Annotated in this window: 15 protein-coding genes; 12 read left to right on the top strand and 3 right to left on the bottom strand. The window is 73.1% G+C overall.

The window, feature by feature from the left end:
* Positions 1 to 8 precede the first annotated feature (8 nt).
* From MICAU_RS15480 to MICAU_RS15495, 4 genes are read left to right on the top strand one after another with little or no spacing between them, the layout of a single operon-like run.
* The gene (locus MICAU_RS15480; RefSeq protein WP_013286267.1) at positions 9 to 1,118 is read left to right on the top strand and encodes a M24 family metallopeptidase; all 1,110 of its coding nucleotides are present in this window, start codon (positions 9 to 11) and stop codon (positions 1,116 to 1,118) included.
* Entirely contained in the window at positions 1,115 to 2,257 is a 1,143-nt protein-coding gene (locus tag MICAU_RS15485; RefSeq protein ID WP_013286268.1) for an acyl-CoA dehydrogenase family protein, read from the top strand. The genes MICAU_RS15480 and MICAU_RS15485 overlap by 4 nt, the downstream gene beginning before the upstream one ends.
* A gap of 9 nt (positions 2,258 to 2,266) precedes the next feature.
* Entirely contained in the window at positions 2,267 to 2,482 is a 216-nt protein-coding gene (locus MICAU_RS15490; protein ID WP_013286269.1) for a DUF433 domain-containing protein, read from the top strand.
* Positions 2,483 to 2,541: 59 nt separating this feature from the next.
* Entirely contained in the window at positions 2,542 to 3,045 is a 504-nt protein-coding gene (locus MICAU_RS15495) for an Lrp/AsnC family transcriptional regulator (protein ID WP_013286270.1), read from the top strand.
* Here MICAU_RS15495 and MICAU_RS15500 read toward each other — a convergent pair.
* Positions 2,978 to 3,589, bottom strand: a complete 612-nt coding sequence (locus MICAU_RS15500) for a histidine phosphatase family protein (protein WP_013286271.1) — start codon at positions 3,587 to 3,589, stop codon at positions 2,978 to 2,980. The two genes, MICAU_RS15495 and MICAU_RS15500, sit on opposite strands and share 68 nt — an antisense overlap.
* Positions 3,590 to 3,644: 55 nt before the next feature.
* Positions 3,645 to 4,613, bottom strand: a complete 969-nt coding sequence (locus tag MICAU_RS15505; RefSeq protein ID WP_083395231.1) for a DMT family transporter — start codon at positions 4,611 to 4,613, stop codon at positions 3,645 to 3,647.
* A gap of 73 nt (positions 4,614 to 4,686) precedes the next feature.
* Between MICAU_RS15505 and MICAU_RS15510 the strand changes: the two genes are divergently transcribed.
* The gene (locus MICAU_RS15510) at positions 4,687 to 5,604 is read left to right on the top strand and encodes a LysR substrate-binding domain-containing protein (RefSeq protein WP_013286273.1); all 918 of its coding nucleotides are present in this window, start codon (positions 4,687 to 4,689) and stop codon (positions 5,602 to 5,604) included.
* Between the two features lie 123 nt (positions 5,605 to 5,727).
* A complete protein-coding gene (locus MICAU_RS15515) occupies positions 5,728 to 5,922 on the top strand; it encodes a CsbD family protein (protein ID WP_013286274.1) in 195 nt (64 codons plus the stop codon).
* 66 nt (positions 5,923 to 5,988) lie between these two features.
* Here MICAU_RS15515 and MICAU_RS15520 read toward each other — a convergent pair whose 3' ends face one another.
* Positions 5,989 to 7,395 (bottom strand): KamA family radical SAM protein, encoded by a 1,407-nt coding sequence (locus MICAU_RS15520; protein WP_013286275.1) that lies wholly within the window; start codon positions 7,393 to 7,395, stop codon positions 5,989 to 5,991.
* Positions 7,396 to 7,538: 143 nt separating this feature from the next.
* Here MICAU_RS15520 and kdd point away from each other — a divergent pair, with 143 nt between their 5' ends.
* The 6 genes from kdd to MICAU_RS15550 are packed head-to-tail and all read left to right on the top strand — an operon-like array spanning position 7,539 to position 14,275.
* The gene (gene kdd / locus MICAU_RS15525) at positions 7,539 to 8,600 is read left to right on the top strand and encodes an L-erythro-3,5-diaminohexanoate dehydrogenase (RefSeq protein ID WP_013286276.1); all 1,062 of its coding nucleotides are present in this window, start codon (positions 7,539 to 7,541) and stop codon (positions 8,598 to 8,600) included.
* 4 nt (positions 8,601 to 8,604) lie between these two features.
* On the top strand, positions 8,605 to 10,176 hold the full coding sequence (locus MICAU_RS15530) for an amidohydrolase (protein ID WP_013286277.1): 1,572 nt from the start codon (positions 8,605 to 8,607) through the stop codon (positions 10,174 to 10,176).
* Entirely contained in the window at positions 10,173 to 11,732 is a 1,560-nt protein-coding gene (gene kamD / locus MICAU_RS15535; protein ID WP_013286278.1) for a lysine 5,6-aminomutase subunit alpha, read from the top strand. The genes MICAU_RS15530 and kamD overlap by 4 nt, the downstream gene beginning before the upstream one ends.
* On the top strand, positions 11,729 to 12,481 hold the full coding sequence (gene kamE, locus MICAU_RS15540) for a lysine 5,6-aminomutase subunit beta (protein ID WP_013286279.1): 753 nt from the start codon (positions 11,729 to 11,731) through the stop codon (positions 12,479 to 12,481). Before kamD ends, kamE begins: the two co-directional genes overlap by 4 nt.
* Positions 12,481 to 12,873 (top strand): 3-aminobutyryl-CoA ammonia lyase, encoded by a 393-nt coding sequence (gene kal, locus MICAU_RS15545; RefSeq protein ID WP_013286280.1) that lies wholly within the window; start codon positions 12,481 to 12,483, stop codon positions 12,871 to 12,873. Before kamE ends, kal begins: the two co-directional genes overlap by 1 nt.
* Positions 12,874 to 12,931: 58 nt before the next feature.
* A complete protein-coding gene (locus tag MICAU_RS15550) occupies positions 12,932 to 14,275 on the top strand; it encodes a glutamate mutase L (protein ID WP_013286281.1) in 1,344 nt (447 codons plus the stop codon).
* Positions 14,276 to 14,301: the final 26 nt, after the last annotated feature.

Raw genomic sequence — 14,301 nt, forward strand, 5'->3', positions numbered from 1 at the left:
CTTCGGGGGTGGGAATCGAGGAACTGTACCCCGCCGGGCGTCTCGTCGCGGCCCAGCGCGCCGCCGCCGCTGCGGGCCTGGACGCGCTGCTGCTCACCCCGGGTTCCGACCTGCGCTACCTGACCGGCTACGACGCCCGGGAGGGGGAGCGGCTGACCTGCCTGGTGCTGCCCGCCGAGGGTGAGCCGACGCTGATCGTGCCGGTGCTGGAGCGGCCGGACGCCGAGGCCGCGCCCGGCACCGGGTACCGGATCGTCGACCACGCCGACGGCACCGACCCGTGGCCGCTGGTTCGCGCGGCGCTGCCCGGCCCGGTCCGCGCCGTCGGGCTGGCCGACCGGATGTGGGCGCAGCAGGTCCTCGCGCTGCGCGACGCGCTGCCCGGCGCGGCCCAGCGACTCGCGTCCGACGTGCTGCGGGAGATGCGGATCCGCAAGTCGCCGGCCGAGGTGGCGGCGCTGGCCGAGGCGGGCGCCGCGATCGACGCGGTGCACCTGCGGATGGGGGAGTGGCTGCGCCCCGGCCGCACCGAGCGGGAGGTCGCCGCCGACCTCGCCGCCGCGATCCGGGCGGCCGGGCACGCCGCCGTCGACTTCGTCATCGTGGCCGCCGGCCCGAACGGCGCGAGCCCGCACCACGGCACCTCGGACCGCCCGATCGGCGTGGGCGAGCCGGTCGTGGTCGACATCGGCGGCACCATGCCGTCGGGCTACCGCTCCGACTGCACCCGCACGTACGTCGCCGGCGGCCCCGCCCCGGCCGGGTTCGTGGACTACTACACGGTGCTGCGGGAGGCGCAGCGCGCCGCCGTGGCCGCCGTCGCGCCGGGCGTGACCGCCGAGGCCCTCGACGCGGTCGCCCGCGACGTCATCACCGCCGCCGGTTTCGGCGGCGCCTTCCTGCACCGCACCGGTCACGGCATCGGCCTCGACGGCCACGAGGAGCCGTACGTGGTGACCGGCAACCCCCGGCCCCTTCAGGCCGGCATGGCTTTCTCGGTCGAACCCGGGATCTACCTCGCCGGGCGGCACGGAGCCCGGATCGAGGACATCGTCGTCTGCACGACGGACGGCGGGCAACGGCTCAACACCACCCCCACGGAGCTCATCGCGCTATGAACGTCGACCGGATCCTGCCCACCGACGAGGCCCACGACCTGCTGGACCTCGCCACCGAACTCGCCGACCGGGAGCTGGCCCCGGCCGCCGCCGGTTTCGAGGCCCGCGCCGAGTTCCCCCGGGAGGTGCTGCGCACCCTGGGCCGGGCCGGCCTGCTCGGCCTGCCGTACGCCGAGGAGCACGGCGGCGCCGCCCAGCCGTACGAGGTGTACCTCCAGGTGCTGGAGATCCTCGCCAGCAGGTGGCTGGCAGTGGCCGAGGCGGTCAGCGTGCACACGCTGTCCTGCTACCCGCTGGCCCAGTTCGGCACCGACGAGCAGCGCAAACTGCTGCCGGACATGATCGGCGGGGAGCTGCTCGGCGCGTACTGCCTCTCCGAGCCGCAGGGTGGTTCGGACGCGGCGGCGCTGACCACGCGGGCGGTGCGCGACGGCGACGCGTACGTGGTGACCGGCACCAAGGCGTGGATCACGCACGCCCGGGTGGCCGACTTCTACAACATCTTCTGCCGCACCGGCGGTCCGGGCCCGAAGGGCATCTCCTGCCTGCTCGCGGACCGGTCCACGGCGGGCATCCACCCGCAGGCCGCCGAGCGCACGATGGGTCTGCACGCCTCGCCGATCGCGCAGATCGCCTTCGACGACGCGCGGGTGCCGGCGGAGCGGCTGATCGGCGGCGAGGGCGCCGGGTTCACCATCGCGATGTCCGCGCTGGACTCCGGTCGCCTGGGCATCGCCGCGTGCGCGGTGGGCCTGGCCCAGGGCGCGCTGGACTACGCGGTCGGCTACGCCCGGGAACGCCGCCAGTTCGGCCGCGCGATCATCGACTTCCAGGGGCTCGGGTTCAACCTGGCCGACGCCGCCACCCAGATCTCCGCGGCGCGGGCGCTCACGCTCGCCGCCGCGCGGCTGCGCGACGCCGGCCGCCCGTACTCGATCGAGGCGGCCAAGGCGAAGCTGTTCGCCACGGACGTGGCGATGCGGGTGACCACCGACGCGGTCCAGGTGCTCGGCGGCGCCGGTTACGTCGCCGACCACCCGGTCGAGCGGTACATGCGGGAGGCCAAGGTGCTCCAGATCGTCGAGGGCACCAATCAGATCCAGCGGCTGGTCATCTCCCGCGCGCTGGCGAAGGGCTAGCCTGTCGCGGTGACCTTCCCCCGGATCACCGTGGACCCCGACGTCATGGGGGGTGCGCCCTGCGTACGGCAGTCGCGCATCCCCGTGGCCACCCTGCTGGCCATGATGGCCGAGGGCATGTCCGTCACGGACATCCTCACCGACCTGCCGTTCCTGGACGAGGAGGACATGGCGGAGGTGCTGAACTACGCGGCGGACGCGGTGCGCGACCGGACGGCGCGCTGAGCGTCACCGCGGCGGGCCGGGTGCGGCGTGGGAGCGCTTTTCCGGCTAGGGTGCAGCGCGTGGAGGAGATCGACCGTGCCATCGTCGCCGCGCTGACCGGGGACGGTCGGCTGTCGTACACGGATCTGGCCGAGCGGGTGGGCCTGTCGGTGTCGGCCGTGCACCAGCGGGTCCGCCGGCTGGAGCAGCGTGGGGTGATCAAGGGGTACGCCGCCCGGGTGTCGTTCGAGGCGCTGGACCTGCCGCTGACCGCGTTCGTGGCGATCCGGCCGTTCGACCCGTCGCAGCCGGACGACGCGCCGGAGCGGCTGGCGCACCTGCCCGAGATCGACTCGTGTTACTCGGTGGCGGGGGAGGACTTCTATCTCCTGCTGGTGCGGGTGGCCGGCCCGGCCGACCTGGAACGGGTGCTGCAGGAGATCCGTACCGCCGCGAACGTCACCACCCGCACGACAGTGGTGCTGTCCACGCCGTACGAGAACCGGCCGCCGAAGATCAATGGCGAGCTGACCGGTCGGGGACGTCCCCGACCGTCGGCGGAGCCGGCAGGTTCCACCGCCTGATCACCCGCCGGCCGTGCTCGTGACCGAGCACGCTGAGCGTGGCGGTGTCCAGCCGCAGCAGCGCACCGGCCGAGGGCGGCAGCCCGATCCAGCGCGCCCCCAGCACCCGCAGGCTGTGCCCGTGCCCGACGAGCGCGACGTCACCCTCCTCCAGCAGCGGCGCGGCCCGGTCCAGCACGCGGTCCAGGCGGGCGCCCACCTGCTCCGGTGACTCGCCGCCGGGGCCGCCGTCGGTCCAGATCGACCAGCCGGGCCGTTCCCGCTGGATGTCCGCGGTGGTGCGGCCCTCGTACTCGCCGTAGTTCCACTCGGCCAGGTCCGGCTCGATCGCGTCCACTGTGAGCCCGGCCAGGGCGGCCGTGCGGGTGGCGCGCTGCCGAGGGCTGGACAGCACCCGGGCGAGGTGCCGGCCGGCCAGCAAAGGAGCCAGCGCGCGTGCCTGCCGCTCGCCGTCGGGCGTCAGGTCCAGGTCGGTGTACGAGGTGTGCCGGTGGGCGGCGCTCCAGGTGGTCTCGCCGTGCCGGATCAGCAGGATCTCGTTCACCGGCCCAGTCAACCACGGCGGGGCGGATCGGGCCCGCCGACGGTTTGCGCCGGCGCTACCGGGCCGCCGGCGCCGGTTCGGTGTCGCGCGCCGGTCCCGGTCGGCCGGCCGCCTGTTCCCGGCGGCGTACGCGGCCGGGGCGCAGTTGCAGGACCGCGACGGAGGACAGCACCAGCGCGCCGCCGGCGAGCTGCGCGAGCGTCAGGGCCTCGCCGAGCGCGAGCGTGGCCAGCGCGGCGGTGACCACGGGTTCGAAGGTGGACAGGATGGCCGCGGTGGACGGACCGGTCCGCCTCAGGCCGGCGAAGAAGGCCAGCATCGCCACGACCGTGGAGACCACGGCGATGGCGGCCAGCCAGAACCATCCCCGCCACCCGAAGCTCAGGTCGACGCCGTCGGTGACCAGGGCGCGAGCGCCGAGGGTGCCGGCGGCACCGGTCATCACCAGCGCCGACAGCGCCACGGGTGCCAGCCGGTGCACGACGGTGTCGGAGACCAGGATGTAGACCGTGTAGGTGACGGCGGCGGCGAAGGCCAGCAGCGCCCCGAGCGGGTGGAAGCCCGCGCCACCGGCGCCGAGCAGGACCAGCAGCGTTCCGCCCGAGGCGGCCACCAGGGCCGCGCCGCGTCCCGGGGTGAGCCGGTCCCGGCCGAGCAGGACCGCGGCCACTGTCACCATGACCGGGTACGTGTAGAGGATCAGCGCCAGCAGTGACGCGTCCATCAGCTCCAGCGCGGAGAAGAACAGGCTCGCCTGCGTGGCGTACCCGATCGCGCCCAGCCCCAGGGCGACGGCCACCACCCGCCCACGCCTCGTCGCCGGCCGCCCACCGCCGGCGTCGCCCGGCGCCGCGCGGCGCAGGCCCGGCCGGGTGAGCAGGACGAGCCAGAGCAGTGCGGCGGCCAGCCCGAAACGCACCAGCAGCAGAGACGTCGGGGGGACACCGGCGTCGTACGCGAGCTTGCCGAAGACGGCCATCGCGCCGAAACAGGCGGCTGACAGGAGACACAGTGCGGCACCCACGCGCCAAGGATCACCGGCACCGACTGCCCAGGTCCAGCGATGAATTCCGCAGGTGAATCATTAGGATTTCCGCATGATCGAGCTGGACCTGCGGCGGTTGCGCTTCCTGCGGGAGTTCGAGGAACGCGGCACGATGGCCGCTGTCGCCGCGGCTCTGGGCTACAGCCCGTCGACTGTCTCGCAGCAGCTGGCCCTGCTGGAGAAGGAGGCAGGTGTCCGGCTGCTAAGCAGGGCCGGCCGCGGCGTACGGCTCACCGAGGCCGGGCACGTGCTCGCTCGGCACGCCCGGGTGCTGCTGTCGGCGGCCGAGGCGGCGGAGGCCGACCTGGCCGCCCTCGACTGTGACGTCCGGGGGAGCGTCCGGGCGGGCGGCCTGCAGTCGGCGGCGCGCCGCCTGCTCGTGCCGGCCGTGGCCCGGATGAGAGCCGAGCACCCGCGGGTCCGGGTGGAGATCTTCGAGCTGGAACTCGAACAGTCCCTGCCGGGCCTGCGCCTGGGCACCGTCGACCTGGTCATCGGCGACGAGTACGACAGCCAGCCCCGCCCCCGCCCGGCGGGGCTCCGTTTCACGCTCCTGCTCGAGGAGCCCTTGCGTCTCGTGCTTCCCGCCGCGCACCCGCTCGCCGGGCCCGGGGGACACGTCGCGGTCACCGACCTGCGGTCCGAGGTGTGGACCGCCTCCGCCGAGGGCACCGGGCACCACGCCATGGTGGTGGGGACGTGCCGTCGTCTCGGCGGCTACGAACCGGACCTGCGGCACCGTTCCAGCGACGCGGACGTCCAGCTGGAACTGGTCCGGGCCGGGGCGGCGGTCGCTCTGATGCCGGCCCTGACCCTGCCCGACGCCGACCCGGCGCTGGCGGTCCGGGGTATCGCCGAGACCGTCCTCCGGCGCCGCCTGGTCGCAGTCACCCGGGACACGCCGCCCGGGCCCGCCCTCACCGCGTTCCTGGCCGCCGTCACGGAGCGGGTCCGCGACCTCGGCCGGTAGGCGCACACCTTCAACCTATTATCCTAGGACGCCTTACGCGATGTACGCCGGTCAACAGCGTTTGCAGCGACACTCACCGGGGACGCGACAAGGGCAAGGCGTAGCCGGACGAGGGAGGGCGACATGAGCTTCACCGACAAGGCGAAGAACAAGGCCCAGGAGATGAGCGGCATGGCCAAGGAGCGGATCGGCGACGTGACCGACAACGAGCGGTTGCGGGCCGAGGGCGCCTCCGAGCAGAGCACGGCGCGTGCCAAGCAGGCCGGGGAGCACGCCAAGCAGGCGGGCCGCGACGTCAAGGACGCCTTCAACAAGTGAGTACGCGAACGGCGGGCCACCTCATCGCAGAGGTGGCCCGCCGTCGTACGCCCTGAGGGCCGGGGGTCAGTCGTCGCGGTGCGCGAGCCACCAGGCCTGGCCGGCCTCGGGCAGCGTGTCGATCGGGTCGTAGTAGGCGTAGCGCTTGTTCAGCGCCTCCAGGTCGGCCGACTCGATCGAGGTGCGGTAGTTCTTGGTCCAGTACGAGATGCCGCGCTCACGGTCGTAGTCGGTGAGCATGTGCACCCAGCGCTTGCCGACGAACGGCACGTCGCAGACGATCCGCGGGGTGGCGTAGCCGGGCAGGTAGCCCATGATGTCGTGCTGGAGCTGCTGGGCGTGCCAGACCGGGACGCGCCAGTGCTCGGCGTTGGGGATCATGTCGCACATGTAGAAGTAGTACGGCAGGATGCCCGCCTCGCCCTGGAGCGCGAAGCAGAGGTCGAGCAGGTCGGCGCTGGTGGCGTTGACGCCGCGCATGAGCACGCCCTGGTTGCGCACGTCGCGTACGCCGACGTCGAGCGCGGTCTGTGCGGCCTTGGCGACCAGCGGCGTCAGCGACTGGGCGTGGTTGACGTGGGTGTGGATGGCCAGGTTGACGCCGCGGCGGGCGGCGGTGCGGGCCACCCGTTCGAGGCCCTCGACCACGTCGGGCTGAAGCCAGTGCTGGGGCAGGCCCATGAGCGCCTTGGTGGCGAGCCGGATGTCGCGGATCGTCTCGATCTCCAGCAGGCGCATCAGGTACGACTCGAGGTTGCGCCACGGCACGTTGGCGACGTCACCGCCGGAGACGACCACGTCGCGTACGCCCGGGTGGGCCTTGAGGTAGGTGATGTGGGCGTCGTAGCGGTCGACCGGCTTGAGGGTGAGCTTGAGCTTGTCGACGGCAGGAGTGGAGTTGCCGACGAGGTCCATGCGGGTGCAGTGCCCGCAGTACTGCGGGCAGGTGGAGAGCAGCTCGGCGAGGACCTTGGTGGGGTAGCGGTGGGTGAGACCCTCGGCGACCCACATGTCGTGTTCGTGGAGGCTGTCGCGGCTGGCGTACGGGTGGGACGGCCAGTCGGTGCGCCGGTCGGAGGCGACCGGGATCATGTAGCGGCGGATCGGGTCGGCGAGCAGCGCCTCCGTGCTCATCGGTTGATGCGGCACCATGGTGTTGAGCATCTGCGGCGGCACCAGCATGGACATGGTGGCCAGCGCCTTCTGGTCGGCCTCCAGGTCGGCGTAGAAGGTCTCGTCGACGGTGTCGCCGAGGACGGCGCGCAGCTGCTTGATGTTCTTGACGCAGTTGACCCGTTGCCACTGGGCGCTCTCCCACTGGTCGCGGGTGATGTGGCGCCAGCCGGGGAAGCGGGTCCAGTCGGGTTCGACGAGGGGCGCGCGGCGGTATTCGTAGGGCTGTCCGGCGGTCGGAACGGCGACCGGCGCGGGGCGGGGCGTCGGGATGGTCTCCACCGGTTGGGTCTGGGTCACGGCCCCTCCTCGTCAGTGTGCGGGTTGATCAACGAATGCGTAGGCTACTGGAAAATCTGCGGTGAAGAAATTAGTCTGCCGGAAGTTTTCCCGCGACGCGAGCCCTGACCGGGGGTTCGGGCGGCTGGACATAGGGGGTCGGCGTGACGTCACCGGTGGGTCTGCACCGAGTCGTGGAACCGGCGGGGGTGCTTCCGCAGGCGGCCTGGCGGCTGGACCCCGACCCGCGGATCGCGGCGAACGAGGTGCGGATCCGGGTCGAGCGGCTGAACCTGGACGCGGCGAGTTTCCGGCAGCTGGCGGAGAAGCACGGCGGCGACGGGGAGAAGGTCCGCGCCGAGGTGCTGGAGATCGTGTCGGCCCGGGGGAAGATGCAGAACCCGGTGACCGGTTCCGGCGGCATGCTGATCGGCACGGTCGAGGAGGCGGGCCGCCGCTCGCCGCTGGGGCTGAAGCCGGGTGACCGGGTGGCGACGCTCGTGTCGCTGACGCTGACGCCGCTGACGATCACCGACGGGCTGGCCCGCTGGGACGGGCGCAGCGAGCAGGTGCCGTGCGACGGGTACGCGATCCTGTTCGCCCGGTCGATCGCGGCGGTGCTGCCGCCGGACCTGCACCCCGAGTTGTCCCTGGCGGTGCTGGACGTGTGCGGGGCGCCGGCGTTGACGGCGCGGGTGGTGGCCGAGCAGGTGGCGCGCCGTTCGCGTGAGGGTGATCGGCGTCCGGTGTCGGTGGCGGTGATCGGCGGGGCGGGCAAGAGCGGGTCGTTGTCCCTCGCCGCGGCGCGGCGGGCGGGCGCCGCCCGTACCGTCGGGGTGGTTCCGGTGGCGTCGGAGCGGGACGCGCTGACGGCGGCCGGGCTGGCCGACGTGGTGGCGCTGGCCGACGCGCGGGATCCGGTGGGGCTGTCGACGGCGGTGACGACGGCGCTGGGTGTGCCGGCGGACGTGACTGTGGTGTGCGTGGACGTGCCGGGGTGTGAGCACGGGGCGGTGCTGGCCACGGCGGACGGCGGTACGGTGATCTTCTTCTCGATGGCGACGAGCTTCGCGGCGGCGGCGCTGGGCGCGGAGGGCCTGGCGGCGGACGTGACGATGCTGGTGGGCAACGGGTACGTGCCGGGGCACGCGGCGCTGGCGTTGGATCTGTTGCGGGCCGAGCCAGGGGTGCGCGGTCTGTTCGAGGCTCGTCTGGCGGCAGACTGAGGCCATGACGAACCCCTCGACGCTGTATCGCGGTGGAGTGCTGCACTGTCCGGCGGACCCGAGCGCGACGGCGCTGCTGGTGCGCGACGGGCGGATCGCCTGGTTGGGTACGGACGCGGACGCGCCGCGGGCGGACCGGGTGGTGGAGCTGGGCGGTGCGCTGGTGACGCCGGCGTTCGTGGACGCGCACGTGCACGCGACGGATACCGGGTTGGCGTTGTCGGGGCTGGATCTGTCGGCGGTGCGGTCGGCGGGTGGGCTGCTGGAGGCGGTGTCGGCGTTCGCGGCGGGCCTGCCGGGTGACGCGGTGGTGCTGGGGCACGGCTGGGACGAGTCGGGCTGGGCGGATCCGGCGTTGCCGGACGCGGCGGCGCTGGATCGGGCGGCCGGTGGGCGGCGGGTGTATCTGTCGCAGGCGTCGATCCATTCGGCGCTGGTGTCGGCGGCGTTGCTGGCGGCGTGCCCGGAGGTGGTGTCGGCGGCCGGGTACGAGGCGTCGGGGTGGTTGCGGCGCGACGCGCATCATGTGGTGCGGGCGGCGGCGTTCGCGTCGGTGACGCGGGCGCAGCGGGTGGCGGCGCAGCGGCGGGCGCTGGAACACGCGGCGTCGCTGGGTATCGCGGCGGTGCACGAGTGCGGTGGTCCGGACATCTCCGACGAGGAGGACTTCACCGGGCTGCTGGCGATCTCGGGGGCCGGGGTGCCGGAGGTGTACGGGTACTGGGGTGAGCTGCTGGGTGCGGCGAAGGCCCGGGAGCTGGGTGCGGTGGGCGCGGGTGGTGACCTGTTCGCCGACGGGGCGCTGGGGTCGCGGACGGCGCACGTGTCGGCGGCGTACCTGGACGGTGAGGCGGGGGCGTGCGGGCACGGGTACGTGTCGGCGGAGCAGGTCCGTGATCATCTGCTGGACTGCGCGGCGCACGGGTTGCAGGGCGGGTTCCACGCGATCGGGGACGCGGCGATCGGGACGGTGCTTGAGGGGTTCGGGCTGGCGGCGCGGTCGCTGGGTGTGGACCGGTTGCGGGCGGCCCGGCACCGGGTGGAGCACGCGGAGATCATGAGCAAGGCGTTGATCGCCGGGTTCGTGGAGTACGGGATCGTGGCGTCGATGCAGCCGGCGTTCGACAGGTTGTGGGGCGGCGCGGGCCGGATGTACGAGTCGCGGCTGGGGTTGGCCCGGTCGCTGGAGTCGAATCCGATGGGTGCGATGCACGGGGTCGGTGTGGCGTTGGCGTTCGGGTCGGATTCGCCGGTGACGCCGGTCGATCCGTGGGGGTCGGTGCGGGCGGCGGCGGCGCATCACAACCCGGCGCAGCGGATGAGTGTGCGGGCGGCGTTCGCGGCGCACACGCGCGGCGGGTGGCGGGCGGTGCACCTGGACAACGAGGGTGTGCTGGCGTTGGGGGCGCCGGCGACGTTCGCGGTCTGGGACACCCCGGCGGGCGTGGAGCGGGGGCTGCCTGTGGTGCTGGCGGAGGATCCGGAGTTGCGGGGTGCGGACGATCCGACGCCGCTGCCGGTGTGCCGGGCCACTGTGTTGCGCGGTGACGTGATCTATCAGGAAGGGTCTTCGTGACAGGGAAGCTTGGGCTGGATCCGGCGCTGGTGGCGCGGGCGCGGGAGTTGGCGCGCCGGGCCGGGCAGCCGGTGGTGGATCTGGCGCGCAGCCACACCACTGTGTCGGTGGAGCGGGCGGTGCTGCGGCTGGCCGGGGTGACCGGCGCGGACCCGGACGGCATTCCGTGGGTGAACCGGCTCGTGGACGCGGTGGTCGCGGACGTGGGGCTGGGGCACGGGGTGGCGGCGCCGGTGTTCGACGCGCTGGCTCGTGAGGGCATCGCGGATGTGACGTTGCTGGCGCAGAAGGCGGCGGCCGGGTCGGTGCGGTTCGCGCAGCCGTCGGGGAAGGCGGCGACTGCGGCGCGGCGGGCGTCGCGTAAGGCGGTGGCGGCGGGGATCCGCAGCATCGACCGGCGGCGGGCGGAGCGGGACCGGCTGGTGAAGCGGTTCGGGGATCCGGAGCGGCGGCCGTGGATCTACCTGATCGTGGCGACTGGTGACATCTACGAGGACATCCCGCAGGCGCAGGCGGCGGCGCGGGCCGGCGCTGACGTGATCGCGGTGATCCGGTCGACGGGGCAGTCGCTGCTGGACTACGTGCCGGAGGGGGCGACCCGGGAGGGGTTCGCGGGCACGTACGCGACGCAGGAGAACTTCCGGCTGATGCGGGCGGCGCTGGACGAGTCGTCGCGGGAGCTGGGCCGGTACGTGCGGTTGACGAACTACGCGTCGGGTCTGTGCATGCCGGAGATGGCGACGCTGGCCGGGTTGGAGCGTCTGGACATGATGCTCAACGACTCGATGTACGGGATCCTGTTCCGTGACATCAACCCGATCCGCACGTTCGTGGACCAGCGGTTCTCGCGGCAGGTGCACGCGCGGGCGGGGATCATCATCAACACCGGTGAGGACAACTACCTGACCACCGCGGACGCGGTGGACGAGGCGCACACGGTGACGGTGTCGCAGCTGCTCAACGAGTTCTTCGCGCACGAGGCGGGGCTGGCGGACTGGCAGCTGGGGCTGGGGCACGCGTTCGAGATCAACCCGGATGTGCCGGAGTCGTTCCGGTTGGAGCTGGCGCACGCGTTGCTGGCGCGGGAGTTGTTCCCGGACGCGCCGTTGAAGTGGATGCCGCCGACGAAGCACATGACCGGTGACGTGTTCCGGGGCAACCTGCTGGACGGGTTCTTCAACCTGGTGGGCACGATGACCGGGCAGGGGATCCTGCTGGTGGGGATGATGACCGAGGCGGTGGTGACGCCGTGGCTGTCGGACCGGGACATCGCTCTGCAGAACGTGCGGTACGTGCTGGGCGCGGCGGGCGGGTTGCACGAGGACTTCGTGCCGGCGCCGGGCGGGTTCATCCAGGAGCGGGCGCACCGGGTGCTCGGTGAGGCGGTGGACCTGCTGGAGCGCATCGGGGACCAGTCGTTGCTGACGGCGATCGCCGAGGGCACGTTCGGGATCATGAAGCGGCCGGCGGACCGGGGCAAGGGCCTGGACGGGGTAGCGCGGCACGAGGCGGACTACTACAACCCGGCCACGGAGATCCTGGAGCAACCCTCATGAGTGAGAAGACGGTCGTGCGGCCGTACGGGGACACCACCGGTGACGGCATGGTGCAGGTGTCGTTCACGTTGCCGGTGCCGCACGACAAGCGGGCCGAGGGCGCGGCGGTGCAGCTCGCAAACAAGATGGGCATGGACCCGGCGATGCTGGTGCACGCCAAGCCGATCGGTGACGGGTTCACGTTCTTCGTGGTGTACGGGCGGGTGAACCACCTGGTGGACCTGTCGAAGGTGCAGGTGGTGGAGCGTGACTATCCGCTGCTGTCGGCCAAGGAGGTCAACGCGGTGGTGAAGCGGCGGCTGCGCCGCAAGCTGTCGGTGGTGGGCGCCTGCATCGGCACGGACGCGCACACCGTGGGCATCGACGCGATCCTCAACGTCAAGGGCATCGCCGGCGAGAAGGGCCTGGAGTACTACCGGGAGCTGAAGGTCACGAACCTGGGCGCGCAGGTGAGCGTCCCGGAGCTGGTCGAGGCGGCCCGGCGGGAACGCGCCGACGCGGTGCTGGTGTCGCAGGTGGTGACGCAGCGTGATGCGCACCTGCACAACACGCGGGAGATGTCGGCGGCGTTCCGGGAGGCGATGCCGGCCGGGAAGCGGCCGCTGCTGATCGTCGGTGGGCCGCGGTTCGACGAGACGATGACCGGCGAGCTGGGCGTGGACCGGATCTTCGGCCGTGGCACCACTCCGGGCGAGGTCGCCAGTTACCTCGTCCACGCTTTGATCACCTCCAGGAAGGCGAACACCTGATGAGCGATCCCCGTGTCGGTCTGACAGTCACCCACCGCCGGTACGTGCCGTACTCCCACGCCCACTACGCGGGCAACCTGGTCGACGGGGCGTACGCGCTGGGCTTGTTCGGGGACGTGGCCACCGAGGTGTGCATCCGCACCGACGGCGACGAGGGGTTGTTCGCCTCGTACTCCGACGTGCAGTTCCGGGCGCCGATGAAGGCCGGTGACGTGCTGGAGGTGACGGCGACGGTGACCCGGGTGGGCACCCGCAGCCGCACCGTCGACTTCGCCGCGACAGTGGTGTGCCGGGGCCGCCCGGACAAGGGCGAGTCGGCCGCCGAGGTGCTCGACGAGCCGATCGTGGCGGTCACCGCGACCGGCACGGTGGTCGTGCCGCCAGCACCGTGAGCGCGAGGAGCGAGCCGGTGTTGCGAGCCCCGCAGTCGCGAACGAAGGACAGCCCGGCGTGAGCGCGAGGCCGGTCGTCGTCTGCGCCGACGTCGGGTCGACGTACACGAAGGCCGCGGTGGTGGACCTCGACGGCGGCCGTCTGGTCGCGGCGGCGTCGGCGCCCACCACGGTGGGCACGGATGTGCTGCACGGCCTGGACGCCGCGGTCGGTGCGGCCACCGCGTCGGCCGGGGTCGCTGAGGTGCCCTGGTACGTGTGTTCGTCGGCGGGGGGTGGGCTGCGCCTGGCGGTGGTGGGTTACGAGCCGCTGGTGACCGCTCAGGCGGGCCGGCGGGTCGGTCTGTCGGCGGGTGCGAACGTGGTGCACGTCGCGGCCGGGCGGCTCGGTGGGGTGGACGTGGCGGCGTTGCGGGCGGCCCGCCCGGACGTGGTGCTGCTGGTGGGCGGCACCGACGGCGGTGACGCCGAGACGGTGACGCACAACGCGACGCGGCTGGCGAAGGCCCGCTTCCGGGTGCCGGTGGTCCTCGCGGGCAACGCCGACGTGCGTGCCGACCTGCACGCGCTGCTGGCGGGCGCGGGTGTGCCGGTGACGGTGGCCGACAACGTGCTGCCGCGCATCGGGGTGCTGGAGCCGGCGTCGGCGCGGGCGGCGATCCGGGAGGTGTTCCTGCGGCACGTCATCGGCGGCAAGAAGCTGTCCCGGGGTACGCGGTTCGCGCGGCTGGTCCGCGCGGCCACCCCCGACGCGGTGCTCACCGGCGTAGAGGTGCTCGCTGGGACGCTGGGCGGTGACCTGGCAGTGGTGGACGTGGGCGGCGCGACCACCGACGTGTACTCGGTGCTCACCCCCGACGAGCGGGACAGCGGCCCGAGTCAGGAGGTCGCCGGGACGCTGTGGCGGGCCCGTACCGTCGAGGGTGACCTGGGCATGCGGTGGAGCGCGCCGGGTGTGGTGCGCGCCGCGGTGGAGGAGCGGCTGCTCGACGCGGCCGAGGAGGCGGAGCTGACGGTCGCGGCGGCGGTACGGGCCGCCGACCCGGGGTTCCTGCCCGCCGGTGACGGCGAGCGGGCCGTGGACCGGCGTATCGCCTCGTTGGCGGCGACTGTGGCGTTGCGGCGGCACGCGCGGGGTGCGGCGACGGGGGAGCGGGCCGGGCGGGACCTGCGGGAGGTGAAGCTGCTCGTCGGCTCCGGTGGGGTGCTGCGGCACGCCGAGCCGGGCGACGCGGCGGCGGTGCTCGACGCGGTGCTGACCGACCACGCGGGCGGGTGGGCGTTGCCGCGGGCGGCCCGGCCGGTCGTCGACGTGGACTACGTGCTGGCCGCCGCCGGGCTGCTCGCCGAGGAGCATCCGGGTGCGGCGGCGGCGATGCTGCGGCACCATCTCGGCGCCTGACGCACGCCGCGAACAGGGCGGAAATC

The sequence above is a fragment of the Micromonospora aurantiaca ATCC 27029 genome (assembly GCF_000145235.1).
GTDB classification, from domain to species: domain Bacteria; phylum Actinomycetota; class Actinomycetes; order Mycobacteriales; family Micromonosporaceae; genus Micromonospora; species Micromonospora aurantiaca.

What these genes read in the sequence shown, in the direction of transcription:
- MICAU_RS15485 (WP_013286268.1), top strand. Translation starts at nt 1,115, where the DNA reads ATGAACGTCGACCGGATCCTGCCCACCGACGAGGCCCACGACCTGCTG.
- MICAU_RS15510 (WP_013286273.1), top strand. Translation starts at nt 4,687, where the DNA reads ATGATCGAGCTGGACCTGCGGCGGTTGCGCTTCCTGCGGGAGTTCGAG.
- MICAU_RS15515 (WP_013286274.1), top strand. Translation starts at nt 5,728, where the DNA reads ATGAGCTTCACCGACAAGGCGAAGAACAAGGCCCAGGAGATGAGCGGC.
- MICAU_RS15530 (WP_013286277.1), top strand. Translation starts at nt 8,605, where the DNA reads ATGACGAACCCCTCGACGCTGTATCGCGGTGGAGTGCTGCACTGTCCG.
- kamE (WP_013286279.1), top strand. Translation starts at nt 11,729, where the DNA reads ATGAGTGAGAAGACGGTCGTGCGGCCGTACGGGGACACCACCGGTGAC.
- kal (WP_013286280.1), top strand. Translation starts at nt 12,481, where the DNA reads ATGAGCGATCCCCGTGTCGGTCTGACAGTCACCCACCGCCGGTACGTG.